Here is a 23,969-nt window from a genome sequence, read left to right as displayed (position 1 = left end):
GGGGGCGCAGCCCCCGTATAACCTGGCTAAACGAGGGCGCGAGGCGCGACACCGAAGGTGTTCGCGAATCGCGAACCCTCGTTTAGCGGTGCGTCAGGTGCGCTCGAGGATCTTGAGCGCGACCATCCCGTACAGGAAGCCGTAGACGACGTGCTCCGGCCGCTGCACGAGCTGGATGAGCTCGGCGATGCTCCGGGTCCCGTCCACCTTCGGGAGCAGCTCCGCCTCCCAGCGGTCGAGCTCGACCTCGTGCAGCCCGTACGCCGGCTGCTGCGACGGGACCAGCCGGTCCTCCGGCGAGAGCAGCCGGTAGAGCCGCTCCGGCTTGTAGAGCTTCTTCACGCCGCGGGTGATGAGGTTCGCGGGGTGGAGGTCGATCTTGATCGTCTCCTTCGCCGCCCGATCCACGAAGTGGATCCGGTACTCGCCCTCCTCCCAGCCGAAGACGGAGTAGACGATCGCCTTCACCTGCTGGGCGACGTAGTAGAGCTTCTCCGTCTCCTTGAGGACCCCCATCTCGACGAGCACGTCGCCGGTGCGCCGGCCGGTCTTCTCGGCGGTGGCCTTGCAGAGCTCGAGCTGGGCGGTGGTGATCTTGCCCACCCGCACGAGGAACGGGGCGAACCGGTCGGTGACCAGGTTCGAGATGGCGAAGCAGGGGCGCCCCTTCTCGAAGTAGATGGTCTTCTTCACCTTCCCGCGCTGCACCGTGAGCTCGCCGGTCTGCTGCGCGAGGTAGAAGGCGGTGATGAGGTCCGGGAGGTTCTCCTCGAGCTTCCCCTCGGTCCGGGAGAGATCGTGCCGCGTCGCCTGGGTCCGGACGTCGGCGCGGGAGGGGGGCGGCGCGGCGCGGAGGGGCGGCGGCCGGGCGGGCGCGCCCACCGGCGCGGCGGTGATGTTCTCGCCGCGGATCTCCGCCGAGACCTTGCCGTCCTCGGTGAGGACCACACGCCCGGTGAGCTCCATCGCGTCCACCGGCTCGTCGGCCTCGACCGCGACCTCGACGTCGAAGTCGGTGAGCTCCGCCTTGAGCGGGGGCGGCGTGGCGCCCGGGGCGGGGGCGCGGGTCGGCGGCGCCGGCGGGACGAGGCCGCGGAGCGCGTCCACGAGCTTCTTCGCCTCGAACGGCTTCTCGAAGTAGCCGGCCGCGCCGTGCTGGTTCCGCGCGTCCATGGCCGCCCGGCCGCCCTTGAAGACGCCGGTCACGAACACGAAGGGGATCTGCGCGTTCCGGAGCGCGTGGGCGACGTCGTAGCCCATCATGTCCGGCAGCAGCACGTCCACCACCGCCGCCGCGGGCCGCTCCTTGGCGACGAGCTCGATCGCCGCCTTCCCCCTCGGCGCGAGGAGCGCGGTCCATCCCTCGGCCTCGATGAGCCGGGCGATGAGCGTGAGGAGCTCCTGGTTGTCGTCCACGAGCAGGATCTTCGGCATCGCGACCCACGATACCGGCGCGGAGCCGGTCCGATCAACGCCGCCGGGGACGAGGCGGTATCGCCCGGCGGTGATCGGGTCGGCGGGGGCGATCGGGCACCAGGGCCGTCACCGTGACCGTGCCCGTCACCGTGACCGGCTTTGCGTGACCCGTGAACCGGTTCCCGTGGCCCGTCGCCCGATCCCGTTCGCCGGAGCGCTCGCGGTGGGGATCGGTCGCCGCGATGCGGGTCCGTAATCCGACGGAGACACGGGCCACGGGCGACGGGACGCGGGAGGCGGGCACGGATACGGGGACGGTCACGGGTACGGTCACGGGTACGGACTCGGCCCGGGACCCCTTCCGGGAGCGCCGGAGGGTGGCGCGCGCGCGCATCATCCGGAGGCGGGGTCCTCGCGAGGAGGAGCCATGGAGCTGCGAGAGCTGAAGGTGATCGTGACCGGCGCCGCCCAGGGGATGGGGGCCCACTTCGCGCGGCGCCTCCTCGAGGCGGGCGCGCGGGTCGCGGCGGGAGACGTGAACGACGCGGGGCTCGCCGCGCTGCCGGAGGGGATCCACCGGCGGCGGCTCGAGGTGACGAGCCCGGAGGACGCGCGGGCCTTCGTCGGCTGGGCGGCGGGGGCGATGGGCGGGCTGAACGCCCTCGTGAACAACGCGGGGATCATCCGCGACGGCCTCCTCGTGAAGCGAGACGAGACGACCGGCGAGGTGACGACGCTCCCCGAGGCCGAGTTCGACGCGGTGATCGCCGTGAACCTCACCGGCGCGACGCGGATGGTCCGCGAGGTCGCGGCGTACCTCGCCCGCGCCGGGACGCGCCCGGGCGTCATCGTGAACCTCTCGTCGCTCGCCCGTCACGGGAACCGCGGGCAGTCGGCCTACGTCGCCGCGAAGGCGGCGCTCGCCGCGAACACGGTCACCTGGGCGCGCGAGCTCGCGCCGCTCGGGATCCGCGTCGGCGCGGTCGCGCCCGGGCTCATCGACACCCCGATGACGCAAGGCATGAACCAGAAGGTGCGCGCCGCGATCGTGGGGAGGGTGCCGGTGGGGCGGGCGGGCGTGCCGGAGGACGTCTGGCGCGCGGTCCGGTTCGTCTTCGAGTGCGACTACTTCGACGGCCGCTGCGTGGACGTGGACGGGGGGCTCTCCCTGTAGCCGCCCAGAGGCGCGGGAACACCGCCGCGTGTCTTCGTGGCCGTGCCCGTCACCGTGACCGGCTTTGCGTGACCCGTGAACCCGTTCCCGTGGCCCGTGGCCCGATCCCGCGATCCGTCGGAGACACGGGCCACGGGATGCGGGACGCGGGAGGCGGGCACGGAGACGGACGGTCACGGTCACGGGCACGGATACGGGGACCGTCACGGGCGCTGAGCGGCGGACGGCGCGCATCCGGCGCGCCTACGCGGGCAGCGCCGCCGCGCCCTGCGGCGCGAGCAGCGCGCGGAGCGCCTCCACCGCCTCACGGTCCCGCGCCAGCTCGCAGAGGTGCGGCTCGCACCGCGCCAGCTCGAACGTGCGGACGCGGCCGTCCACCTCGCGGGCGTGGGCGACGATCATCGACGACTCGCCGGTCCGCGCCGGCTCGAGCTCGACCCAGAGCGCCCGGCCGGGCGGGTGGGTCGCGAGCCAGGCGATCATCCCGGCCTCGTACTCGGCGCGCTCGTCCTGGGCGAGCCGCTCGCGCAGGTGCGTCTGGTACGCGAGGACGAGCGCGTCCGGCACGCGGCCCGAGAGGAGGTCCAGGCGGGCGGGCGCGTTCCGCGCCGCGATCGGGAGCAGCACCGGCGCGTCCGGCCGCGCGCGCGCCGCGACGAACGCTGCGAGCGCCTGCTCGAGGCGCGCCGCCCGCTCCGCGTCGCATGGCCAGACGCAGGAGCGGAGCCACTCCGCGTCCCCGGGCCGGAGCGCGTCGAGGGGCGCCGGGTCGAGGCCGAGCCGGGCGATGGTCCGCACGCCGCGCGCGGCCTCGACCTCCTCGCCGTCGGTGAAGGTCCAGCCGTGCGGGAGGGAGTCCGCGACGAGGTTCAGCCCGGCGCGCGCGCCCACCTCGGCAATGGCGAGCGGCCGCGCCCCGCGAGACGCCCCGGCGAGCGCCGCCGGCCAGAGCCACGCCACGGCGCGCGCCGGCTCCTCGATCGCGACCCAGCGCTGGGCGAGCGCGTCGTACACGCGCTCCCGGTCCGGGGAGAGCCCCGCCCGGATCGCGGCCTCCGTCACCGCCCCGGCGCGTGGCGCCGGCGCGCCGAACCCCTCGTAGAGCGGGTGCCCCGGCCCCTCCGCCCGCGCGTCGGCGCGGAGGGCGGCGAGCAGCAGCTGCGCGCGCTCCCCCGGCACGATGAACGTCCGGTGCTCCCACGCGGCGGCGACGTAGCGCCCCTCGGCACCCTCCAGCACGGTGGGCAAGTGCTCGAGCGCCCGCTCGTAGGGCGGCGATCGGTCCGCCACCTTCGCGCGCTCGAGCGCCAGCTCCTCGGCGAGTCGGGCCATCCCGCTGCGGGGCGTGGTCATGGGAGCCTCCCTCAGGACCATCCTGCCAACGGGCGGCGCGCGCTGCCGCCGGCGCGGGGGCGCCCGCCCGGGTCCCTCGCTCCCGACCGAGAGAAGTTTGCGGCCGTTCCCCGCCGCCGCTCCCGACCGAGAGAAGTTTTCCCGCGCGACCGCGCGCGCGCCGGACCGCGCGGGGGCCCGCAGGGGGGCGCCCAAACCGAACCGAGAGAAGTTTCGACGGTGGCGAATCAGCGCAGGCGCGCGCCGCCCGGCGCGGCACCCTGCGCCAGCCCCTGGCAGAGCCGGCCTCGGACGCCCGCTTCGGGGGCCGCCTGGACGCCGAGCCTCGCGAGGTGACGGCGGCGCGGACCCGCGGCGGCGAGGTGGCCGAGCGCCACGGCGGCGCCGACCACGAGGCAGGCGAGCCAGAGCGTCCGGCCCCCGAAGCGCTCGAGCAGCTCGCCGCCGAAGACGGGCGACAGCGTGAAGGCGAGCCCCCAGGTCATGGAGAACGCGCCCTGGTAGCGGCCGCGGAGCTCCGCCGGCGCGAGGTCCGAGACGAGCGCGGACGCCACGGGGAACCCGACCACCTCGCCGATCGTCCAGAGCACCACGCCGAGGGCGTAGACCGGGAACGACCCGCCGAAGGCGTTCACGCCGAAGCCGAGGCCGATGAGCAGCGCGGAGGCGGCGAGGAGGTGCGCGCCGTCGAACCGCCGGAGCTGGGGCGCGAGCGTGGGCTGGAGCAGGACGACCCCGACGCCGTTCAGCGCCATCAGCAGGGAGAACGCGCCCGGCCCGATCCCGTGCGCGCCCATGTCGAGCGGCGCGGCGAGCTGGAACTGGGTGAACACCACCAGCGCCGCGAGGTTCAGGGCGAGGAAGGCGACGTACGGCCCGTCGGCGAGGACCCGGCGCAGCCCGGCGAGCGGCGGCTGGCGCACCAGCCCCCGCGGTCGCGTCTCCGGCACGCGCAGCGCGATGGCCACCGCGAACGCGAGCGTGGTGGCCGCGTCGAGGAAGAAGAGCGCGACCAGGGAGCGGTCCGCGACCACGCCGGCGAAGGCGAGGCCGAGGGCCCACCCGAGGTTCACCGCCCAGTAGACGAGGCCGTACGCGCGCGGCCGGTCCTCCGGCGCGACCACGTCGGCGACCGCCGCGTTGACCGCGGGTCGGTACAGCTCGCCCGTGGCCGCGGCGAGGAAGGCGAGGACCGCGAGGCCGGTCGGATCCCGCACGAAGCCGAGCGCGACCACGGAGGCGGACCCGAGGACGAGCCCGAGCAGCATCGTGAAGCGGCGGCCGACCCGGTCCGCGAGCGAGCCGCCCACCGGGCCGGCGGCGGTGATCCCGACGCCGTAGAGGGCGACCACGCGCCCAGCCTCGGCGACGGTGAAGCCGCAGTCCCGCGTCAGGTAGATGGCGAGGAAGGTCCCGACGAAGCTCCCGAGCCGGTTCAGGAGCATGCCGGTCCAGAGGGTCCAGAAGACCGGCGGCAGCCCGCCCACCGTGGCGCGGTATCGGTCCCGGAGGGTCGGCACGGGCCCGGAATACCAGAGGGGCGGGCGACGGGGAAGGCGGGCAGGCCTCGCGTCGCGGCGGTCGTCGTCATGGCTCCGCGGCGGGGGCGTCGCGATCGCCGAAACGACGACGGCCGCCCTCGCGGGCGGCCGCCGGTGAGACGGTCTGCCGAACGCTTCGACTAGATGTCGAAGTAGAGCGCGAACTCGAGCGGGTTCGGGCGCATCCGGACCGGGTTCACTTCCTTGTCGTACTTGTACTGGATCCAGGTCTCGATCACGTCCTCGGTGAAGACGTCGCCCTTGAGCAGGAACTTGTGGTCCTTGCGGAGGCACTCGAGCGCCTCGTCGAGGGAGCCCGGCATCTTCGGGATGTCCTTCAGCTCCTCCGGCGACATGCCGTAGATGTCCTTGTCGAGCGGCTGGCCCGGGCTGAGCTTGTTCTCGATGCCGTCGAGGCCGGCCATGAGCATCGCCGAGAACGCGAGGTAGCCGTTGCAGGACGGATCCGGCGAGCGGAACTCGACGCGCTTCGCCTTCGGCGACGGCGAGTACATCGGGATGCGGATCGACGCCGACCGGTTGCGGGCGGAGTAGGCGAGGTTCACCGGCGCCTCGAAGCCCGGCACGAGCCGCTTGTACGAGTTCGTGGTCGGGTTGCAGAGCGCGGCGAGGGCCGGGCCGTGCTTCAGGATGCCGCCGATGTAGTGCATCGCGAGCTCGGAGAGGCCCGCGTAGCCGTCACCCGCGAAGAGCGGCTTGCCGGTCTTCCAGATCGACTGGTGGACGTGCATGCCCGAGCCGTTGTCGCCGTAGAGCGGCTTCGGCATGAACGTGACGGTCTTCCCGTGGCGGCGCGCGACGTTCTTGATCGCGTACTTGAACCACTGGAGGTTGTCGGCGCTCTTCACCAGCGACTCGAACCGGATGTCGATCTCGGCCTGGCCGGCGGTGGCGACCTCGTGGTGCTGCCGCTCCACGTGGATGCCGACCTGCTCCATCACCCGGCACATCTCGGTGCGGATGTCCTGCTGCGAGTCGGTCGGGCCGACCGGGAAGTAGCCCTCCTTGTAGCGGGGCTTGTAGCCGAGGTTCCCGCCCGCCTCCTCGCGGCCGGTGTTCCACTGCCCTTCGACCGAGTCCACCTTGTAGAAGGCCTGGTTGACGCCAGACTCGTAGCGGACCTCGTCGAAGATGAAGAACTCGGCCTCGGGGCCGAAGAAGGCGGCGTCGCCGATGCCGGTGGACTTGAGGTACTTCTCCGCCTTGATCGCGATGTTGCGCGGATCGCGGGAGTACGGCTCCTTCGTGATCGGGTCGGTGACGTTGCAGATGAGCGAGAGCGTCGGCTCCGCCATGAACGGGTCGATCGTCGCCGTGGTCGGGTCCGGGACCACGAGCATGTCGGACGCGTTGATCGCCTGCCAGCCGCGGATCGACGAACCGTCGAACCCGAGCCCGGCCTCGAACACGTCCTCCGTGAGCTCGTAGAGCGGGATCGAGAAGTGCTGCCAGATGCCGACGAAGTCCATGAACTTCAGGTCGACGTAGGTGGCCTTCTTCTCCTTGGCCATGTCGAGGACCTGCTTCGGGGTCAGATTCGCCATCGCGCGGTGTCTCCAGTGTCCGAAATCGGAGCGGTTGGTGCCGGTCGAGATAGCACGCCACATGCCACCCGCGAAACCCCCGCCACCCTGCAAATCCACGGCGATACGAGGGGTTGCTGCCTCGTCCCGTATCACGGGGTGCTCGATTTCCGGGCAGCGTGGACCACGCGGGTCGATGCTCGAACCCGACCGAGAGAAGTTTTCCTGCCCCGCCCAGCCTGCGCGCCGCCGCCGCAGCGTGCACTTCTCTCGGTCGGGCGAGCCGGGCGAGCCCGCGCCCGCGCTGCAGCGACCGCGCGGTGCCGCCGGGCCAGCGCCGACCAACCGAGGGAGGTTTCGAAGCGGCGCCCAGACGCACCGGGGCCACGGTGCGGACTCGACCCGACACCGACGCGCTGGCGCGACTAGCTGCTACGGGATCTGGCCCGGCGCTGCGAGGCTGACGGGCGCTCGCGCTCGCCAGCGCCGACCGCGGCGCAGGACCGAGCGCCCGCCGCTGCCCAAGATCCAGGCAGAGCCCTGCGCGAAGTGCGGGCAGTGGGAGCCGCTATCGCGGCTTCATCCCGAGCGCGCGCATGCGCTCGCGGAGCGTGTTCCGGTTCATGCCGAGGAGCTCGGCGGCGCGGAGCTGGTTCCCCTTCGTGCGTGCGAGCGCCGCGGCGATGAGCGGCCCCTCGACCGCGGCGAGGGCGGCCTGATAGCGGCCGTGCTCCGGCGCGGCGGCATCGAGCACCGACTCGACCAGCCCGCGCACGCCGCGCTCCTGCGTCGTCGCCGCGGGCAGCAGGCCGATGAGGTCGCTCGCGCCGATCCGCTGGCCCGCGACCTTGAGGAGCGCCCGCTGCAGCACGTTCTGGAGCTCGCGGACGTTGCCGGGCCAGGCGTGGGAGAGCAGCACCGGCTCGGCGTCCTTCGCGAGGGCGACGGCGCGCCCCTTGAGCTGCTCGCCGTACTTCGCGATGAAGTGGCGCGCGAGCAGGACCACGTCGCCCTCGCGCTCGCGCAGCGGCGGCAGGCGGATCGGGACCACCGCGAGCCGGTAGTACAGGTCGCGCCGGAAGCGGCCCTCCTCGACCGAGCGGGCCAGATCGGCGTTCGTCGCGGCGACGATCCGGACGTCCACGGGGAGCGGGCGCGAGCCGCCCACCCGGTCCACCTCGCGCTCCTGCAGCACGCGGAGGAGCTTCGCCTGCAGCTCGATCGGCATCTCGCCGATCTCGTCGAGGAAGAGCGTCCCGCCGCTCGCGAGCTCGAACTTGCCCGGGCGGCGCTCGACCGCGCCGGTGAAGGAGCCCTTCTCGTGCCCGTAGAGCTCGCTCTCGATGAGATCCCGAGGGATCGCCGCCATGTTGACGGTGACGAAGGGGCCGCGCGAGCGGGTCGAGTTCGCGTGGACCGCCCGGGCGACCAGCTCCTTGCCGGTCCCGGACTCGCCCATGAGCAGCACGGTCATCTCGGTCCGCGCCACCCGCCCGATCTCCTTGTAGACCTCGACCATCGCGGCGGAGCGGCCGATCAGGGTCTCGGGGAGCGCCACGTCACGATAGCGGCGGGGCTCGGCGTTCGGGTCGATCCGCGCCTCGACCGAGTCTCCCGGCGCCTCCGCCTCGGCGCCGGGCTCGTGGCCGTCCACCGGCGCCGCGCTGACGGCGGCGAGGTCCCGCACGATCCGCTCGACGCGGGGGAGGTCGAAGGGCTTGCCGAGGTAGTCCGCCGCGCCGCGCTTCATCGCCTCGACGGCGGAGCGCATGGTGTCCTCGGCGGTCATCACCACGATGAACGGCGAGTCGGTCCGGCCGCCGATCTCGCCGAGGAGCTTGAAGCCGTCGTCGCCGGGGAGGCGGACGTCGAGGAGGACGAGGCCGATCCCGTCCTGGCCTCCGCCGGAGGCGCGCAGCTTCACCCGCGCCTCCTCCGCGCTGCCCGCCTCCTCGAATGGCACCCCCGCGCGCTCGCAGGTCCGCGCGAGGACGAAGCGCACCGAGGGTTCGTCGTCGACGATCAGGACCTTCCGCAAGCGTGCCTCCTCTCCAAGCCGAAGGCTGCTCTAAGCAAGGACGGGGCCAGCGCGCCACCCGCCAGGGCAGCGCGGCGCCAGCGCACCCGCCCGGCCGCGCGTCGAGCGGGCGGCCAGGAGACCTGGCTACGGCACGTCGAGGGGAAGGTACACGTTCGCCTCGGCGCCGCCCGCGGCCCGGTTCTTCACCTCGATCCGGCCGCCATGGGCCTCGACGATCCGCCGGCTGATGGCGAGGCCGAGCCCGGTGCCGTGCGGCTTCGAGGTCGCGAAGGGCGTGAACAGGCGGGGGATCATCCCCTCGGGGATGCCGGGGCCGGTGTCCTGGACCGAGATGCGGGCGAGGGGCCGGGTCCGGCCGCTCGCGGAGCGGAGCCGAAGCCCGGCCACGCCGGTCTCGAGGGTGATGACCGGGTTGGGCCGGCCCATCACGGCGTCCACCGCGTTCCGGATCAGGTTGAGGACCACCTGCGTGAGCTTCTCGGCGTCGCCCTGCACCGACGGGAGCGAGGGGTCGTAGCGCTCCTGGAACTTGATCCGGTCGCCGTTCGGCACGCCGCGGGCGAGCACCAGCACGTCGTCGAGGACGTTGTGCAGGTTCACCGGCCCGACCTGGAGCGCCGCCGGCCGGGCGAGGTCGAGCAGCTCGCGGACCAGGCCGTCCACCCGCTTCGCCTCGCGGGCGATCACCTGCGCGTACTCCCGGGCTGGCCCCTCCGCCTCGCGGGCGAGGAGCTCCGCCGAGCCCTGGAGCCCCGCGAGGGGGTTCTTGATCTCATGCGCGAGCCCAGCGGCGAGCGCCTCGAAGTCGAGGGCGCGCTCGGGCGAGCGCCGGGCGCGGAGGGCGAGGACCGCGCCGACGCAATCCGCGCCGTCGAGGAGCGGGTTCGCCTCGACCGGGATCGAGGTCCCGGGGTCCTGAGGGCTCGGATAGTCGCCCGCCTGGGTTTCCTGCGAGATACGGGCGCGCTCCGCGAGCATCGCGAGCTGCGCCCCGCCCGGCAGGGCGCGCGCCGGGAGCTCGACCGCCCGCTCGCGCGAGCGGCCGAAGAGCTCTTCGGCGGCGGGGTTGAGGTGCAGCACCCCGCCGTCCGCCCCGACGACCACGATCGCGTCGGGGAGCGAGTCGAGGGCCGCCCGGGCGAGGGCGGCGGCGAGCGGCGAGGCCTTGCCGGTCCGGGTCACGTCCCCTCGGCTAGAGGGCTTCGTCGCCGCGCTCGCCGGTCCGGATGCGGATGACCTCCTCCACCGGGAGCACGAAGATCTTCCCGTCGCCGATGCGGCCGGTCTTGGCGGCGCGCTCGATCACCTCGACGACGCGGCCGACCAGGGCGTCGGACACGACGACCTCGACCTTCACCTTGGGGAGGAAGTCCACCACGTACTCGGCCCCCCGGTACAGCTCGGTGTGCCCCTTTTGCCGGCCGAAGCCCTTCACCTCCGTGGCCGTGAGGCCCGCGACCCCGACCTCGGAGAGAGCCTGCTTCACCTCGTCCAGCTTGAACGGCTTGATGATCGCCTCGACCTTCTTCACGGCTCACCTCGTTGGAATATGGATGTCCGGACGCTACGCTCCGTCGACGCGAGCGGTCAATGATATGCGAGACCGCGCGCCGCCGGACATGCCCGGAACGTGTGCTTCCGCTTGCCCGTCACCTGCACATCGCCTCGTCGCTTCGCCTCGACTCCTTCACGACGCATCGCGCGAGTCGGCGGCGCGATGCCGCCACGGCCGTCGATCGCCCGTTGCACGAGGGAGCAGGGTGCAACCACCGGGCCACGTGCCCGGCCGTGGCGGAGGTGCCCGACCGAGAGGTGCCCGACCGAGAGAAGTTCCGCCCCGGCCCGCCGGACCGGCCCGCTGGTCCGCCCGGGCCCGGGCCGGGCCCGCCCGACCGAGAGAAGTTTTGGACCCCCCGCATCGCGATCGCGGCGGGCGCTCGTGACGCTCGACGCGAGCGGGCGGCGCCATAGAATCTCCGTCCGTGCAGCCGCTCCTCGTCGCCCTCGCCTTCGCCGCCGCCTTCCTTCTCCTCGCCGGTCTGCACTACGCGTTCTGGACCTGGCGGCTGCGCGCGCCCCCGATCGAGGACACGCTCGTCCGGGCGCCGACGCGCGACGGCTGGGACCTGGCCCTGGGACGCCGGCGCCCGGTGGGGCCGCCCCGGGGGCCGCCCGTGCTGCTCGTGCACGGCATCGGCGTGAACCGGCAGACGTACGAGTTCGGGCTCGCCCGCTGGTCGCTCGCCGACCACCTCGCCCGCGCCGGCTTCGACTGCTTCTCCCTCGACCACCGCGGCCACGGTGCGTCGCGGCCAGGCCCGGGCGCGTCGCGCCGGTGGAACCTCGACACCTACGTTCGCGAGGACCTCCCCGCCGCCCTCGACGCGATCCGGCGCGAGACCGGGGCGGAGCAGGTGCTCTACGTCGGGCACAGCCAGGGGGGGATCGTGGGGCTCGCCGCCTGCGAGCTCTGCCCGGAGCGGATCGCGGCGATCGTCACCCTCGGCGTGCCCGCGCACTACGACGTCCAGGAGCGGCTCCGGAAGCTGGTCACGCTGCGGTTCACCGCCCTCGGCCACCTGACCCGGCTCGCGGCCCGGATGCTCGCGCCGTTCTCCGGGTACTGGCATCCGGCGCTCTTCGACCTCGCGATCCAGCTCCGCAACGTGGAGCCGCGGGTCTACCGGCGGATGCTCGCCAACGGGATCGAGAACCTCCAGCCCGGCGTGCTCTCCCAGTTCGCCGCCTTCATCCGCGAGGACAGCTTCCGCTCGATGGACGGCGCCGTGGACTACCGCGCCGGCCTCGAGGGCTGCCGCCAGCCCGCGCTCTTCGTCGCCGCCGAGAAGGACGGACTCGCGCCCCCGGCGGTGGTGCAGGCGGCCTACCGGCGGTGGGGCGGTCCGAAGGAGTACGTCGTGGTGGGGCAGGGGTTCGGCCACGTGGACCTGCTCCTCGGCCGGACCGCGCCGGAGGTGGTCTACCCGCTCATCGAGCGGTTCCTCCGGACGCACTCCGCCGTCACCGGGCCCGCGGGCGCCACCGCCGCCGACACCGGCACCGACGGCAGGGACGCCGGACCCGCTCGGGCGGGCGCGGGCACCGGCGCCGATCCGCAGTAGCATCGTCCGGTGCGCCGCCGCTTCGCCCTCGCCGCCGCGCTGCCCGCGCTGGTCTCGCTCGCCGCGATGGCGCTCGTCGCCGACCGGCTCGCGCGCCGCGCCCTCGAGGACGAGCTCGGGGCGCGGCTCGTCGCCGCCGCCCAGGCCGCCGCCGCGATCCTCCCCGCCGACCGGATCACCCGGCTCGGCCCCGGCGACGAGCGGAGCCGCACCTACGGGAACCTGCGCGCGCGGCTCGACGCCCTCGCCCGCGCGACGGACACCCGGCTCTACGTGGTCCGGCCGGACCGGACCGCCATCGCCGACTCCCGCGGCCGCGCCCCGATCGGCGGCGCGCTGCCCGCGCTCGAGAAGGACCGGCTCGAGATCGCCCTCGCCGCCGGCGGGAGGGCCATCGCGAGCCAGGTGCTCTTTGAGGGCTCCGACGGGCGGCTCTACAAGAGCGGGTACGCGCCGCTCCGGAACGGCGCGGGCAAGGTGGTGGCGGTCGTGGGCGCGGAGGGCACCGCGGCGTCGTTCGTCACGCTGCGGCGGTTCCGGCGGCTCCTCGGCGGGTTCGCCATCGCCGGCGCCATCGCCGGCGCGCTGGTCGCCGCGGGCGCGTCCCTCTCGGTGACGCGGCCCCTCACGCGCCTCACCGACGCCGCCCGCCGCATCGCCCGGGGGGACCTCGAGACGCCGCTCGCGAAGCGGCCGCGGCGCGACGAGATCGGCACGCTCCGGGACACCCTGGAGGACATGCGCCGCGCCCTCCGCGCCCGCGACGAGGAGCGCGAGACCCTCCTCGCCGGGATCGCCCACGAGGTCCGCAACCCCCTCGGCGCCCTCGATCTCTTCGCCGGGCTCCTCGCCGAGGAGCTCCAGGGCACGCCCCAGGACGCACACGTGGCCCGGATCCGGAGCGAGCTCGCGGCGCTGTCGAAGGTCGTCGGGGAGTTCCTCGATTACGCGCGGAGCCGGCCGCCCGTGCGGGACGCGGTGGACCTCTCGCGGCTGCTCGCCGAGGCCGCCGATCTCGCCCAGCCCGTCGCGACCGAGCGCCAGGTGTCGCTGCTCGTGGAGGGCGGTGGCGAGGTGCGCGGCGATGGCGAGCAGCTCCGCCGGGCGGTGGTGAACCTGGTGCGGAACGCGGTGGAGGCGTCGCCGGCGGCGAGCGTGGTCGAGGTCGCCGCGACGGTGGAGGGCGACGACGCAGCGATCGAGGTGCGCGACCGCGGCCCCGGCCTCACCCCCGAGGCGCGGGCGACCCTCTTCCGCCCCTTCTTCACCACCAAGTCCGCCGGCACCGGCCTCGGCCTCGCCCTCGCCAAGAAGGTCGCCGACGCGCACGGCGGGACCCTCGCCCTCCTCGATCGCGACGGCGGCGGGACCGTCGCACGGCTCGTGCTGCCCGTGGTGGGCGAGGCGGAGCCGGACGAGGCCGAGCCCGCCTGACCCGACCGAGAGAAGTTTTCGCGGACCACCCGTCCGCCGCGCGGACGCGCAGCACCGGCGACGTCGCGCAATTTCAAGGGTGTCGCGTCGGCACGCCGGTTGCCCTGCACCCCTGGCATGACCCTTCCGCGTCAGGTTCTCGAGGGCGCCACCTACCTCGTCACGCGCCGCTGCTCGGAGCGTCGCTTCTTCCTCCGGCCCTCGAAGGACACGGACGCGATCTTTCGCTACGTCCTCGCGGTCGCTGCGAACCGGTACGGGATCCAGGTGCACGCGTATTGCGTGCTCTCGAATCAGTAGGACTGCACAGATGTACGAAGCGGTCCCGGTCCGGCTGGCGGTCCATCCGTGATGCCTGTCCCGGTCGCCATCTACGCCAGGGTCAGCACCGGCGAGCAGTCGTGCGAGCAGCAAGTCACCGCCCTTCGCGAGGCGGCCGATCGCATGCGGCTCACGCCGGCGCTCGTCGTCGAGGAGACCGGCAGCGGCGCCAAGGCCGACCGCCCGGGGCTCATCCGGGTCATGGACGCCGCGCGGCGCGGCGAGGTCCGCGCCGTGCTCGTCTGGAAGCTCGACCGGCTCGGGCGCTCCGTCCTCGATCTCGCACGCAACGTGGACGAGCTACGCCGCGCGGGAGTCCGCCTCGTCGCGGTGACGCAGGGGATCGACCTCGATCCAGATCGGCCCGACGCTGCCGCGAAGATGGCGGCCGACATGCTTGCGGCGGTCGCCGAGTACGAGCGCGCCCTCATCGTCGAGCGCACGCGCGCGGGGCTCGACCGCGCGCGGCGGAAGGGCACGAAGAGCGGAAGACCGATCGGGCGACCACGGGCGTCGCAGATCCTCCTCCATGCCGCCCGCGACCTCGTCATCGCAGGCGTGCCCGTGGCGGAGGCGGCGCGCCGCAAGGGTGTCGCGCGTTCAACGTTGCAGCGATTCCTGGCTGCGAACACATAGTCGCCCCTGCAAAGAGCGAGCAGGGCCTCGGTCTCTGGTTGCGGAGCCGCACACGCTCGACTAGGACGGACCGCGTGACATCCGACGGATCCGAGAGTGATAAGGCCGTAGCGGCGACGTGGACGCAGGGGCAAGCGCGCCCTTGTACTGAGGTGTTTGAACCCTCGGCGCAACCGGCGTGGCATCCGGAGGGGCTCTACAAGCACGTCATCGACTTGGAGGTGCTGTACGCGGCTCTTGCGTCAACGCAGAATCGCGAGCGAATGGCTGTCGCGAAGGCGATCGCGAGCGCCGCGGGAAGCTTTCTCGAAGGCACGCTCACCGAGTTGATTTCACAAGTGTACGCACAGGACGCACGGCGTTTCCCCGGCAAATCGGCGGAGTGGACACAGAGATGTGCATCAGATCGTCCGCCCGGCCTCGGCGCGAAGCTCACATGCTTTAAGAAGATCGTGAAGAAGTTCAACTCAGGTGCGAACATCACTGAGCCCTCAGACCTCAAGGGTGCCCGCAATGCCGTCGATCACGGGAACCTGATTCAACCCGGTGCGCTTCACTTGGACGATCCGGAGTTCTTCCGAAGACAGGCCTACGACTATTTGGCTAAGGCATATCAGGCGATCGGCATCTCTCCGCCCGGATGGATGGTAGCTCCGTAGACGCGGAGACGCCGCGCTCACTCTGACAGACGCACCCGAGTGGTGCCCGAAACCCCGCGCGCTGCGCGGCGAGAGAGAAGGCCCATGCGTCGCGGCGTTGTCGGAGCCGCGCGCCGCCGCCCGAAACCGTTCCCTTTCGGTGTGGATTGCGGGTGCTGACGGTACGCTGGCACTGACGATCCTTCGAGCGCCCGCTCGCCCGGCTGCACTTCAGGGCGCGCAGACGGCGCTCGACTTCCTCGCCCCGATTGCCGCACTCCGGGGCGCCGGGGCCTACGTGTGCCCTGTGTCGTCCGCCAGCCCGAGAAACCTCATGAACCCATCTAGACTCTGCTGGTCGTGCAGGCCTTCAGCGACGAGAGCCCTGACCCAACACGCGAGCGCGCGTTTCTGCGTTTCGAACCCGGCGCCCTGAACTGCGCCAAGATGCTCTCGCCAGAGTTCGAGTTCGCGCACCGTGACTGGGTGCTCGGGCTTGCGGGCCATCACCCTCGCTGTTTCCACCATCGCCCTGGCGGGCCCCTCGTCGATAAGCGCCGTCGGCACACTCCAGCGGCGCTGCCCGACGCAATCTGTATACAGCCCAAGCTGCTTCAGTTGATCCGCGAGTAACGGATGGTTCGAAGAGCCGTCAAAGAGAGCGCGAAACTCATCGAGTTTGCGCGCGCCCTCACCAACCATCGACGGGAACATCCACGCAGCGTTCTTGCTCTTGTGCGACCGGTAAGCGCGCCAGGCCTTCTTCCAGACGCCCACATCGGACGCAAGCACCATCTGACGCAAGATCGTGAGCTTGCCGGCCTCTTCGATCGCGAGCAGCGCGACGGAAACGGCGGTCGGAAATCTCTTCGCATCAAGCAGAATCTCAGCATCATGGCATAGTCGACTGGCATTCTCGGCCGCTGCGTTCATGCCTTCCGCAAGCTCCGCTAGCGTCAACGGCCCAGAGTAGGCCTCGAACAACGGTTCCTTCATCATACATGTCGCAGTATACATGGCGCCTCTGACTGACGAAATGACGGGGACTTCACCGAATCGATCCCGCGCGGAGGAACAGACGGGCGGGTGGGCCGGACGATGCGAAGCAAGGTGATCGCACGTGTCAGCCCGGCGGGGTTAAATAGTGCCATGAACAAGATCGTCTGGATTCTCGGGGCGGGTTTCAGCAAGCCACTCGGCGGGCCTCTGCTAACCGAACTCTTGTCGCCGGGGTCGATGGACATTCTCCAGGCAGCGTTCGGCTCGCATAGCTGGGTTAATCACCCTTCCATCGCCGCGACCGTGGACCTCTACCGGGCACATCTCTGATCCATCCCCTCATTCAGACGAGCCCGAAGACGTCACGGAAGACTTGCTGTTGAAGGAGCATCTCGCCGAACTTGGCCATAAGAGCTTCAGCGCGCTCGGGTTTCATTCTCGGCAGGGCGGCATAGTGAAAGAGGCCTTGGTTTAACAGCGAGATCGTGCGGTGCTTCACTGTGTTTGTCTTGAGCCACTTATCGATGCCGATTGCCTCTCCAGCGGCGCCAAGCATCGTGAGCAGCACGACGGCGATGGCGCTCACGAGGAGCACGCGATCACGCCGCTCCGGCGAGCCGATGCGCGTTTCGGAGAGCCCCATCCCGAAGCGCAGGTTCTTGTGATCGCGGAAGCTCTCCTCGATGGTGAAGCGCCGGCTGTAGAGCTTCACCACCTGCGCGCCGGTGAGCGCGCCGTCGCTTGCGGCGAGGCACCACGGCTCCTTCATGCCGCGAGCTTTCGTGCACACGACGGCGCCGACCTGACGCTTGGCTTTGGTGACGCGAGCGCCCGGGATGAGGAACGCGCGGCCATTCGGCGGTACCCATTCCTTCGCCTGGCGGGTCTCGTCGCGTTCGTTCGTGACATGCACCACGCCGCGAAATCGGATGACAAACTCGAACCCGAGCTGATCTTTCAGAAGCTCGTAAAGCTTCTGATCGCCGAACCCACGGTCGGCGAGGATCGTCACCCTCACGCCATCCGGGACCACCTCGCGGAATCGCTGCAGCAGCGCGTCCTCGTGATCGTTCCGCCATCCCGTAACCTTCGACTTCACGACCGTCTTCCAGAGCAACGGGGTCGCACGCCCATGGTTCGTGATGAGCATGAGCGCGAGAGTCGACTGGTCGTCGGCGTCGAACTCGGTCCAGTCGAGGGCGACGATGATCTCTTTGCGGTCCCCGAGCACGTAGGGGACCCAACTCGCGAAGAGCTGCCACGGGACCACGCCGCGGTTGCTGAACAGCCGGTCCACTTGCTTCACGGCGTGCTTCCTCTCGAGCCCCTCCGCGGTGGCAAGTGCGCGCCCGATGGCGTGGATGCCGAGCGCGGCTCCTTCAAGCACTCCGACTGCGGCGCCCGCAAGCGAGGCGACTCGCTTTGCGTGCAGATCGTCGGCAAAGATGGTGGAGACGAGGTCCGTCAGACGGGATCGATCGAGAGCGTGCGCGTTCAAGATCGCGCCACGATGATCCCCTTGCACCGTGATTTCAAGGTACTACGCCGCCGAGATGAGGGGATCCCTCAGGGCACATCTAGCTGATGGTCGGCTGTCCCCTGAGAAGCCCCTTTGGCGTGACGCGGAGGAATTTCTGGGTTTCGTCGACGCCGCAGGAATGGGATCGCGAATTCATCGCGATCGCTTGCGGCTTACTGGTTTCGATCTTCAACGTTTCGGATCCGCGGCATTTCTGAACCTCGCAGCGGCTGCGCGCCTCATCATCGCAGCCGAATGCTCCGCGTTTCTTAACGGGGTCGACGCTTCGAGATCAGAGCAGTGGGGGCCGTATATCCGATGGGCTAGGGGGCTGGGGCCGAACAACACGATCATCACCTTCAACTACGACCTGATTCCGGAAACCCTCGCATCGCTGGGCTCGAAACTCTTCGTCATGGAACCTTCGAACCTACCGACCACAGACTCGGCCCAAGTACTGAAGGTGCACGGATCGGTCAACTGGGTTCGAAACGGCGCCCCGCTCAGCGCGTTCCCCATCAACGATAAGTGTTCGTATCTCGACCTGGAGTTGGAACGAGTAATGGCGACGCCCGGGCCCACCAAGGCGAGCACAGTTCGTGAACACTTGAACGGAGTATGGGCGGCGGCGGAACGTGCGATCAGAGAAGCGGGGACCGTCGTATTCATCGGATACCGATTCCCACCTTCAGATGCTGAGTCCCGCAACAGAATCACGCTGGCACTCATCCAGAACGAATCGCCCTACTTGTCGATTCACACTGTCCTTGGGCCTCGGCCAACCGAAGATTCAACTCGTCTGACATGGCTTCTCACGCAAGCAGTGCGGCGAGGGAATCGCGCTGAGTTCGTGCCTACCCGTGAGATCCAGCGCCCCGATACGTCGAGGGGTGACAGGTCGTTCAATATCGTGCCCCATCCCGCTTGGGCAGAGGACTTCCTCGACGCGTCCGCTGTAGGACACATGATGGAAGCGTGGCGGTTCTTGCCGGGGGGGCGTGGCGTGTAGACGACCAGTTTTCGCCCTCCGCGTCGTCACCCGCGTGAAGCTACCGTTGCGCGCGTTCCAGTTCGGTCGCGAGCATGCCGAGGAGACGAAGCGTTCGCGGCCGAGCCTTCCGAAGCCTTCTCAGCAACCGTCGGAGTTCCGGAGGCTCCTCGACGACTCCCACACCCGCCTGCCCGGCTTCGCCGAGGGATGGGGACGATGGTGAGCGACCGAGCAGGACGTCGGCGCTGACGGCAAGCGCCTCGCACATCCGAACGAGGGTCGGAACGCTCGGCATCGTCCCACCGCGCTCGATCCGCGCGTAGAACTCGGGCGAGATCCCGACCCGCTCCGCGGCGTCGTCCTGGGTGAGCCCGAGCGCCTTTCGCGCCGTGCGCGCCGCCGCCCCAATTCTGCTCGCGAGAGCCTTCTCCATCCTCGACCCGCCCCCTCAGGGCAGGTCGCAGGAGTACGCCCATACTGGTTGACTTCGCAGGCACTGACAGGGTAGCGATCACCTGCCCGCCCACTCCGGGCGGGTGCCGGCCGGCTCATTTCAAGCCGGGCGGCTTTCGGGACCTTCCCGGCAAGGACGGAGAGACAGCGATGGGACGGCTGCTGAGTGTGATGCTGATCGCGATGGTTCTATCTGCGTGTGGGGGAAGCGGCAACACGACGTCGACGCCGGCCTGCACACCGAGCGGTTCGTGGAGGATCACCGATACCCGCTCGTCATCGAGCGGCGGGATGTGCTCGAACACGACCTTCGCATCGACCGTTACTGACGTGACGGTCACGGTCGATTCAACCGCCAAGACCTTTACGTGGACCGAAAGCGGAAACGCCTTCGCTGGCACGATCGACACAGGAACGTGCAGCGGATCGGTTACCGCGGCGATCTCGCAGCCGATTGGCACCGACTCGTATGGGAATCCCATCACCCTCACCATGGCCGAGACACGAACGATCTCGTTCAACGGAGGTCAGATGAGCGGCTCCGTTGTCGCAGCGCTAAGCGCGAACACGGCCTTGACCGCCCTCCCTTGCTCCCTGAACGCGACCACGACGGGTGCGCGCCAGTAGCGGTCTGGAACGTCAGGTGACTGGCGCCGCCGTCATCGTCAGCGTCGACGGCGGCGCCGTCGGGTCCGACGGACGATCGCGCGCACCGCCGGGCCTGAAAGCGTGTTCTTCTGTTCAAGCGCCTTCGCGACCTCGCGGATCTGCCGCCACCACCGATCCACTACCTGCGCGGCACGGATCCGCGACAGGCTGAGAAGCGCGGTCCACTCGGCGTCCGTCGTGCAGAGGCGCGCCGCGAGAGCTTCTGCCGAGACCCGATCGTTCGAGCCGCCGGACGGTCCGTGCCACGCTGCGCTTAGCTCACCCGCTCGGGCGGCGAGGAGGGTGACGATCTCCGCCTCCGCGGCGCGTCCGGCCCGCGGGTCACCTTCAAGACTGCGGCGGCTGAACGCTCGAGCACCGGGGTAGGTGCGCCCCAGGATCTCGCCTCGTGGCTCGATAGTCACGCGGTGGAGCGGACGGCGCAGCACGACGGCGACGACTGCGTGCGTCGCCTCGTGGACCGCGACGATCCGGCGCGGGATCGTTCGCTCGTGATGGTGGCGATTCTTCTTCGTTGGCATCTGGATCGTGAGGGTGGACGGATCGATGGCAGCAAGCTCGTCGATCCATCCTGACTATTACATGCGAGGGCTCACCCGGCAGTAGCGGCGGAAGATGCCCCGCGCCTGCGCAAGTGAGCGTCGCGCCTTCGACACATCGAATGTGATCGAGTGCGCCTCGAGGAGACTCTTCAAAGCGCGGCCGCATTCGCCGTGTCGAATCCCGTGATCGACGTCGGCGATCAGCCCGTCGAACCGAACGCGCTCGCGAGTCGTGGTGACACGCTCCACGAGCTTCCCGCGACCGTTGCAGCGCCGACTGCGGGGCGGCTCACCGTAGCCCTCGAACATCGCGATCTTCATATGATCACCGGCGGCGACGGGACTTCTTCCGAGGCTTCCCAGCGTCGTCGTCCTCGACCTCCTCATCGTCCTGATCCTCGTCCTCGGGATCGTCGGCGTCGTCGATGTCGCCTGCGACATCCTCGACCTCGGTATCGTCCGGCTCGACGTACTCCTCGACGGTGACGATCTTCTTGATGAGCTTCTTCGGCATGGAAGTGGTCTCCGAATTGGCGGGCGGGGTTGCCCGATGATCCGACCCTGGGGTCGCCAGGGCCGAGTGTCCACCGTCGGTCACGTCATCGGTCGGACGCAATGTCCCCGCCCGCTGTCGCCACACGCGCTTTCGGATCCGTTCCGCGAGCTTAAGGCGTTCGGCGAGGGGGAGGATCGACCCGTCCGCGCTAGTGACGCGATGAACGATCGCGCTCGTCGTTACACCCGCGTCACGTAGCTGACGTACGAGTTGCGCCTGCCGTTTCATGACTGAGCGTATCTCGCGACGTGCCGATTGCTCCCTCCGGATCGCATCGACGAGAAGTCCAACAAGAGCGGAAGCGATATCGATCGTCACAATTCATCACCTGTACAACGATGCCGATCTCACAGTCCGTAGCCTTGCTTGACTAGTTCCTCGTGGCTGGCAAGCTCTTCGGACATGCGGCGCAGCGCGGCAGCGAGGCCGAGCCTCGCGACTTGCGAATAGTGAGCACGAATCGACTCGCGCTCCGCGAGCGTCACGGCGGCGAACGGGCTCGACGCGATGAACGCGGCGATAGCTTCGCGCACGGCGGTGCTGAAAGGTTCGCCCGTTGGATACGTCGCTGCGAGGTAAGCGTCCAACGCCTGCGCCAGGCTCTCGGGGATTCGGCACCTAACCTCGCGCGTCGTTCGCCGTGACATGGTGGCGTCAATATAGGCGCGGCGGCATAGTTGCGCACCCCGCGCAGCCCCTCGCCGCATCGTTCGTCGTCCCCCGGTAAAGCCTGGAGCTAGCAAGCAAGCCCCGGACCCGTCGGGGTTAGCTTGGCAATTCGTTGCTCCCGTTTACTATTGGCTCTCCGTAACAGCAACGTTTCTATGACGACCGGGCGAAACAAGGAGAAATCCATGTCACACGGAAACTGGATCAAGGTCCCTGATGCCGCGGCGATCCTCGATTGCTCGCGTGTCCACATCTACAAGCTGATCAAGCGCGGGAAGCTTCGCGCGTACCGCGTCGCCACGCGGCTGCGCCTCCGCCACGAAGACGTCGAGAAGATGATCACGGTGGTTGATCCCACCGACCCCTCACAGAAGTGATCGGAAACTCGCCATGAGCAACTACCTGCGGACACTCGTCCGAGAGTCTCGGCGACTGCAGCGCGGCAGGGTCTATCACATCACGATCGCGCATGACGACGACTGCCCGCAGCTTCGCGGTGGCATCTGCGAGTGCGATCCGCACATCCGCGAGATCATCGACATCACGCCAGATCCAAGGAAGGCGCGCGCGTGAAGTATGCCGATCTCTCAGGGAATCGCCGGATTGACGAGATCCGGCGTGAACGATTTCGGGAGAGGCAAGAAGGGCGGCGCGAGGAGGACGCCAAGGACGCAGCGATCGCTGCGGAGCTTGCGGCCGCCCGCGCGAACGGAGTCGCGGTCATGACCGCGTCGCTTCTAAACGCGGAAGCCATCTTCGCGCCGTTGGATCCTGTCAACTGGATGTGTCAGGCGCTCGACATGGCACCGGGCGCTCCGTCTCTGATCGCTGGATACGGCTACACGGGCAAAACGGTCGCAACTCAGGACTTCGCCCTCGCGGTGGCGTCCGGAACCCCAGCGTGGGGACGATTTCCGGTGCGCCGCGGCCGCGTGCTTCATCTCGACTACGAACAAGGAAGCCGCCTCACACGCTCGCGCTATCAGCGACTCGCTCGCGCTCGCGGGATCGATCCACGAGACTTGCAGGGGAGGCTCACCGTTGTCCCGTTTCCGAAGTTGTATCTCGATGACGATAACGCCGAAGAGATATTGTCGAGACTCGGAGGCGAGATCGAGTTTCTGATCGTTGATTCGTTTCGCGCCGCTTGTCCTCGCACTGACGAGAACTCGTCTGAATCTCGCGTTCCTCTCGATCGACTAGCGCGAGTCTCTGAGAAGACAGGGATGACGTGCAAGGTGATCCATCACGCACGAAAGCCTAGCGCCGTGGCGAACGGCGGACCGCGGATGACGATTCGAGGATCCGGCGCCCTCTTCGACGCTTGCTCGTCAGTGTTCATCTTCTCAGGTGAGAAGGGCAAGCCGGTCAAGGTCGTCCACGAGAAGGCGCGCATCTCCGGACGAACGATCGACGATTTTCGGCTAGCGATCGAGGACGTCGAGAGCGACGGAGATCCGATAGCCGGCCTTCGAGTGTCCGCCATCACTGGGTCGGCGACCGAGGATCGACCGGCGCAATCGTCGAGCTACGAAGCTCTCAAGACTCGCATCCTCGAACTCATTCGCGTCGAGGGTGGATCCGTCGCCTTCGGCGCCAACGTCATTAGTGCACGGCTCTGCGCTCGCAAGAACAAGGTTAGCGCCGCTCTCACCGATCTCGTCGCGTCGAACGCTCTTCAAGGGAGCGGGTCGCGACAAGAACCCGTCTACTCACTTCCTGAGGCCGCGCGATGACGTGTCGCGGTCGGGTGGGTGGATCCGGTGGGTGGTCCCGCCTTAAGGGCGGGGACCACGACTCCACCTCCCGTGGGTCCATGGGATCCACCGGGATCTACGTGGGATCCACGATCCCACCTTACCGGAGCGGGAATACGCGCCCTCCGGGCGCGCCTCCGAGTCGAGGTCAGGATCGGCCTTTAATCTCGACTCTCGGAACGACGCGCGCCGAAGGCGCGCACACACCTCCGACGGAAATGGCGTGGATCCAATCCTGAGCAGAAGACAGACCCCTCTGCGCGTTCGGGCTTCCAAGAGCCGTTAACCCCAGGCATTTCCCCGCGGCAGGCGGTCGCGACGCGGCCGATCTTCGTGATCAGGGTGAGAATACAGCCGAGCGAAAGAAGGAACGGCAATGGAATGGAGTGCGAGTGATCCAAGGCGAGTCATGACGCTAGCGGTCGCCGTTCTCATCGTCGGCGCTGTCGCCTTCGTCGCCAGTAGATGGAGGTCAGGATGTTGATCGATTTCACAGGCGTCAAACCTGACGACGCCGCGTTTCGTCGAGAGATGCGGCGGTTGAAGCGAGTGGCGGCTGATCGTGACCGCGCATCGCCCCTCACATCGTCCAAC

26 protein-coding genes are annotated in these 23,969 nt (G+C 69.6%); 11 read left to right on the top strand and 15 right to left on the bottom strand.

The window, feature by feature from the left end; all coding sequences use genetic code 11:
- Positions 1-93: 93 nt before the first annotated feature.
- Positions 94-1,434, bottom strand: coding sequence for a response regulator (locus MNZ27_RS00295; protein WP_242392014.1), 1,341 nt, complete (start codon positions 1,432-1,434; stop codon positions 94-96).
- A 409-nt stretch (positions 1,435-1,843) separates the two neighbouring features.
- On the opposite strand from MNZ27_RS00295, the gene MNZ27_RS00290 reads away from it, so the two are divergent.
- On the top strand, positions 1,844-2,590 hold the full coding sequence (locus MNZ27_RS00290; RefSeq protein WP_242392013.1) for an SDR family oxidoreductase: 747 nt from the start codon (positions 1,844-1,846) through the stop codon (positions 2,588-2,590).
- A gap of 243 nt (positions 2,591-2,833) precedes the next feature.
- On the opposite strand, the gene MNZ27_RS00285 is transcribed toward MNZ27_RS00290, so the two are convergent.
- The 6 genes from MNZ27_RS00285 to MNZ27_RS00260 form a co-directional block, all read right to left on the bottom strand.
- Complete coding sequence (locus MNZ27_RS00285) at positions 2,834-3,943, bottom strand: DUF2332 family protein (RefSeq protein ID WP_242392012.1); 1,110 nt, start codon at positions 3,941-3,943, stop codon at positions 2,834-2,836.
- Positions 3,944-4,170: 227 nt separating this feature from the next.
- Positions 4,171-5,463: an MDR family MFS transporter gene (locus MNZ27_RS00280; protein WP_242392011.1), complete on the bottom strand. Its 1,293-nt coding sequence runs from the start codon at positions 5,461-5,463 to the stop codon at positions 4,171-4,173.
- A 161-nt stretch (positions 5,464-5,624) separates the two neighbouring features.
- Positions 5,625-7,049, bottom strand: a complete 1,425-nt coding sequence (gene glnA, locus MNZ27_RS00275; protein WP_242392010.1) for a type I glutamate--ammonia ligase — start codon at positions 7,047-7,049, stop codon at positions 5,625-5,627.
- Between the two features lie 547 nt (positions 7,050-7,596).
- A complete protein-coding gene (locus MNZ27_RS00270) occupies positions 7,597-9,066 on the bottom strand; it encodes a sigma-54-dependent transcriptional regulator (protein ID WP_242392009.1) in 1,470 nt (489 codons plus the stop codon).
- Between the two features lie 126 nt (positions 9,067-9,192).
- Entirely contained in the window at positions 9,193-10,251 is a 1,059-nt protein-coding gene (locus MNZ27_RS23825; RefSeq protein ID WP_242392008.1) for a two-component system sensor histidine kinase NtrB, read from the bottom strand.
- A gap of 10 nt (positions 10,252-10,261) precedes the next feature.
- Positions 10,262-10,600, bottom strand: coding sequence for a P-II family nitrogen regulator (locus MNZ27_RS00260; RefSeq protein WP_242392007.1), 339 nt, complete (start codon positions 10,598-10,600; stop codon positions 10,262-10,264).
- Positions 10,601-11,051: 451 nt separating this feature from the next.
- Here MNZ27_RS00260 and MNZ27_RS00255 point away from each other — a divergent pair, with 451 nt between their 5' ends.
- The 5 genes from MNZ27_RS00255 to MNZ27_RS00235 all read left to right on the top strand — a co-directional run bounded on the left by MNZ27_RS00255 (position 11,052) and on the right by MNZ27_RS00235 (position 15,241).
- On the top strand, positions 11,052-12,191 hold the full coding sequence (locus tag MNZ27_RS00255; protein WP_242392006.1) for an alpha/beta fold hydrolase: 1,140 nt from the start codon (positions 11,052-11,054) through the stop codon (positions 12,189-12,191).
- Positions 12,192-12,200: 9 nt separating this feature from the next.
- On the top strand, positions 12,201-13,625 hold the full coding sequence (locus MNZ27_RS00250; RefSeq protein ID WP_242392005.1) for a sensor histidine kinase: 1,425 nt from the start codon (positions 12,201-12,203) through the stop codon (positions 13,623-13,625).
- 117 nt (positions 13,626-13,742) lie between these two features.
- Positions 13,743-13,925 (top strand): hypothetical protein, encoded by a 183-nt coding sequence (locus MNZ27_RS00245; RefSeq protein WP_242392100.1) that lies wholly within the window; start codon positions 13,743-13,745, stop codon positions 13,923-13,925.
- Positions 13,926-13,976: 51 nt separating this feature from the next.
- Entirely contained in the window at positions 13,977-14,582 is a 606-nt protein-coding gene (locus MNZ27_RS00240; RefSeq protein ID WP_242392004.1) for a recombinase family protein, read from the top strand.
- Between the two features lie 263 nt (positions 14,583-14,845).
- Positions 14,846-15,241 (top strand): hypothetical protein, encoded by a 396-nt coding sequence (locus MNZ27_RS00235; protein ID WP_242392003.1) that lies wholly within the window; start codon positions 14,846-14,848, stop codon positions 15,239-15,241.
- A 273-nt stretch (positions 15,242-15,514) separates the two neighbouring features.
- Here MNZ27_RS00235 and MNZ27_RS00230 read toward each other — a convergent pair whose 3' ends face one another.
- Positions 15,515-16,219: an AbiV family abortive infection protein gene (locus MNZ27_RS00230; RefSeq protein WP_242392002.1), complete on the bottom strand. Its 705-nt coding sequence runs from the start codon at positions 16,217-16,219 to the stop codon at positions 15,515-15,517.
- A 150-nt stretch (positions 16,220-16,369) separates the two neighbouring features.
- On the opposite strand from MNZ27_RS00230, the gene MNZ27_RS00225 reads away from it, so the two are divergent.
- Entirely contained in the window at positions 16,370-16,549 is a 180-nt protein-coding gene (locus MNZ27_RS00225; protein ID WP_242392001.1) for a hypothetical protein, read from the top strand.
- Positions 16,550-16,562: 13 nt separating this feature from the next.
- Here the strand turns inward: MNZ27_RS00225 and MNZ27_RS00220 are convergent, their stop codons facing one another.
- Positions 16,563-17,717 carry an IS4 family transposase gene (locus MNZ27_RS00220; protein WP_242392000.1) on the bottom strand — a complete coding sequence of 385 codons (1,155 nt, stop codon included), beginning with the start codon at positions 17,715-17,717 and terminating at the stop codon, positions 16,563-16,565.
- 55 nt (positions 17,718-17,772) lie between these two features.
- On the opposite strand from MNZ27_RS00220, the gene MNZ27_RS00215 reads away from it, so the two are divergent.
- A complete protein-coding gene (locus MNZ27_RS00215) occupies positions 17,773-18,747 on the top strand; it encodes a hypothetical protein (RefSeq protein ID WP_242391999.1) in 975 nt (324 codons plus the stop codon).
- Positions 18,748-18,787: 40 nt separating this feature from the next.
- On the opposite strand, the gene MNZ27_RS00210 is transcribed toward MNZ27_RS00215, so the two are convergent.
- The 6 genes from MNZ27_RS00210 to MNZ27_RS00185 form a co-directional block, all read right to left on the bottom strand.
- Entirely contained in the window at positions 18,788-19,162 is a 375-nt protein-coding gene (locus MNZ27_RS00210) for a helix-turn-helix domain-containing protein (protein ID WP_242391998.1), read from the bottom strand.
- A 115-nt stretch (positions 19,163-19,277) separates the two neighbouring features.
- Complete coding sequence (locus tag MNZ27_RS00205; protein WP_242391997.1) at positions 19,278-19,703, bottom strand: hypothetical protein; 426 nt, start codon at positions 19,701-19,703, stop codon at positions 19,278-19,280.
- A 144-nt stretch (positions 19,704-19,847) separates the two neighbouring features.
- Positions 19,848-20,372 (bottom strand): hypothetical protein, encoded by a 525-nt coding sequence (locus MNZ27_RS00200; RefSeq protein WP_277957414.1) that lies wholly within the window; start codon positions 20,370-20,372, stop codon positions 19,848-19,850.
- A gap of 57 nt (positions 20,373-20,429) precedes the next feature.
- Entirely contained in the window at positions 20,430-20,714 is a 285-nt protein-coding gene (locus MNZ27_RS00195) for a hypothetical protein (RefSeq protein WP_242391996.1), read from the bottom strand.
- A 4-nt stretch (positions 20,715-20,718) separates the two neighbouring features.
- Positions 20,719-20,907: a hypothetical protein gene (locus tag MNZ27_RS00190; protein ID WP_242391995.1), complete on the bottom strand. Its 189-nt coding sequence runs from the start codon at positions 20,905-20,907 to the stop codon at positions 20,719-20,721.
- 389 nt (positions 20,908-21,296) lie between these two features.
- The gene (locus tag MNZ27_RS00185) at positions 21,297-21,536 is read right to left on the bottom strand and encodes a hypothetical protein (protein WP_242391994.1); all 240 of its coding nucleotides are present in this window, start codon (positions 21,534-21,536) and stop codon (positions 21,297-21,299) included.
- A 267-nt stretch (positions 21,537-21,803) separates the two neighbouring features.
- On the opposite strand from MNZ27_RS00185, the gene MNZ27_RS00180 reads away from it, so the two are divergent.
- From MNZ27_RS00180 to MNZ27_RS00170, 3 genes are read left to right on the top strand one after another with little or no spacing between them, the layout of a single operon-like run.
- Positions 21,804-21,995, top strand: coding sequence for a helix-turn-helix domain-containing protein (locus tag MNZ27_RS00180; protein WP_242391993.1), 192 nt, complete (start codon positions 21,804-21,806; stop codon positions 21,993-21,995).
- 13 nt (positions 21,996-22,008) lie between these two features.
- Positions 22,009-22,191, top strand: a complete 183-nt coding sequence (locus MNZ27_RS00175; RefSeq protein WP_242391992.1) for a hypothetical protein — start codon at positions 22,009-22,011, stop codon at positions 22,189-22,191.
- Positions 22,188-23,354 carry an AAA family ATPase gene (locus MNZ27_RS00170; RefSeq protein ID WP_242391991.1) on the top strand — a complete coding sequence of 389 codons (1,167 nt, stop codon included), beginning with the start codon at positions 22,188-22,190 and terminating at the stop codon, positions 23,352-23,354. The genes MNZ27_RS00175 and MNZ27_RS00170 overlap by 4 nt, the downstream gene beginning before the upstream one ends.
- The last annotated feature ends 615 nt before the right edge of the window (positions 23,355-23,969 follow it).

It is taken from the genome of Anaeromyxobacter oryzisoli, assembly GCF_022690765.1.
GTDB classification, from domain to species: domain Bacteria; phylum Myxococcota; class Myxococcia; order Myxococcales; family Anaeromyxobacteraceae; genus Anaeromyxobacter; species Anaeromyxobacter oryzisoli.
Note: the sequence above shows the minus strand (reverse complement) of the source record. Positions and strands in the feature narration are given on the sequence as shown.

What these genes read in the sequence shown, in the direction of transcription:
- MNZ27_RS00295 (WP_242392014.1), bottom strand. Translation starts at nt 1,434, where the DNA reads ATGCCGAAGATCCTGCTCGTGGACGACAACCAGGAGCTCCTCACGCTC.
- MNZ27_RS00290 (WP_242392013.1), top strand. Translation starts at nt 1,844, where the DNA reads ATGGAGCTGCGAGAGCTGAAGGTGATCGTGACCGGCGCCGCCCAGGGG.
- MNZ27_RS00285 (WP_242392012.1), bottom strand. Translation starts at nt 3,943, where the DNA reads ATGACCACGCCCCGCAGCGGGATGGCCCGACTCGCCGAGGAGCTGGCG.
- glnA (WP_242392010.1), bottom strand. Translation starts at nt 7,049, where the DNA reads ATGGCGAATCTGACCCCGAAGCAGGTCCTCGACATGGCCAAGGAGAAG.
- MNZ27_RS00245 (WP_242392100.1), top strand. Translation starts at nt 13,743, where the DNA reads ATGACCCTTCCGCGTCAGGTTCTCGAGGGCGCCACCTACCTCGTCACG.
- MNZ27_RS00240 (WP_242392004.1), top strand. Translation starts at nt 13,977, where the DNA reads ATGCCTGTCCCGGTCGCCATCTACGCCAGGGTCAGCACCGGCGAGCAG.
- MNZ27_RS00235 (WP_242392003.1), top strand. Translation starts at nt 14,846, where the DNA reads ATGGCTGTCGCGAAGGCGATCGCGAGCGCCGCGGGAAGCTTTCTCGAA.
- MNZ27_RS00230 (WP_242392002.1), bottom strand. Translation starts at nt 16,219, where the DNA reads ATGATGAAGGAACCGTTGTTCGAGGCCTACTCTGGGCCGTTGACGCTA.
- MNZ27_RS00225 (WP_242392001.1), top strand. Translation starts at nt 16,370, where the DNA reads ATGAACAAGATCGTCTGGATTCTCGGGGCGGGTTTCAGCAAGCCACTC.
- MNZ27_RS00215 (WP_242391999.1), top strand. Translation starts at nt 17,773, where the DNA reads ATGAGGGGATCCCTCAGGGCACATCTAGCTGATGGTCGGCTGTCCCCT.
- MNZ27_RS00210 (WP_242391998.1), bottom strand. Translation starts at nt 19,162, where the DNA reads ATGGAGAAGGCTCTCGCGAGCAGAATTGGGGCGGCGGCGCGCACGGCG.
- MNZ27_RS00200 (WP_277957414.1), bottom strand. Translation starts at nt 20,372, where the DNA reads ATGCCAACGAAGAAGAATCGCCACCATCACGAGCGAACGATCCCGCGC.
- MNZ27_RS00195 (WP_242391996.1), bottom strand. Translation starts at nt 20,714, where the DNA reads ATGAAGATCGCGATGTTCGAGGGCTACGGTGAGCCGCCCCGCAGTCGG.
- MNZ27_RS00190 (WP_242391995.1), bottom strand. Translation starts at nt 20,907, where the DNA reads ATGCCGAAGAAGCTCATCAAGAAGATCGTCACCGTCGAGGAGTACGTC.
- MNZ27_RS00180 (WP_242391993.1), top strand. Translation starts at nt 21,804, where the DNA reads ATGTCACACGGAAACTGGATCAAGGTCCCTGATGCCGCGGCGATCCTC.
- MNZ27_RS00175 (WP_242391992.1), top strand. Translation starts at nt 22,009, where the DNA reads ATGAGCAACTACCTGCGGACACTCGTCCGAGAGTCTCGGCGACTGCAG.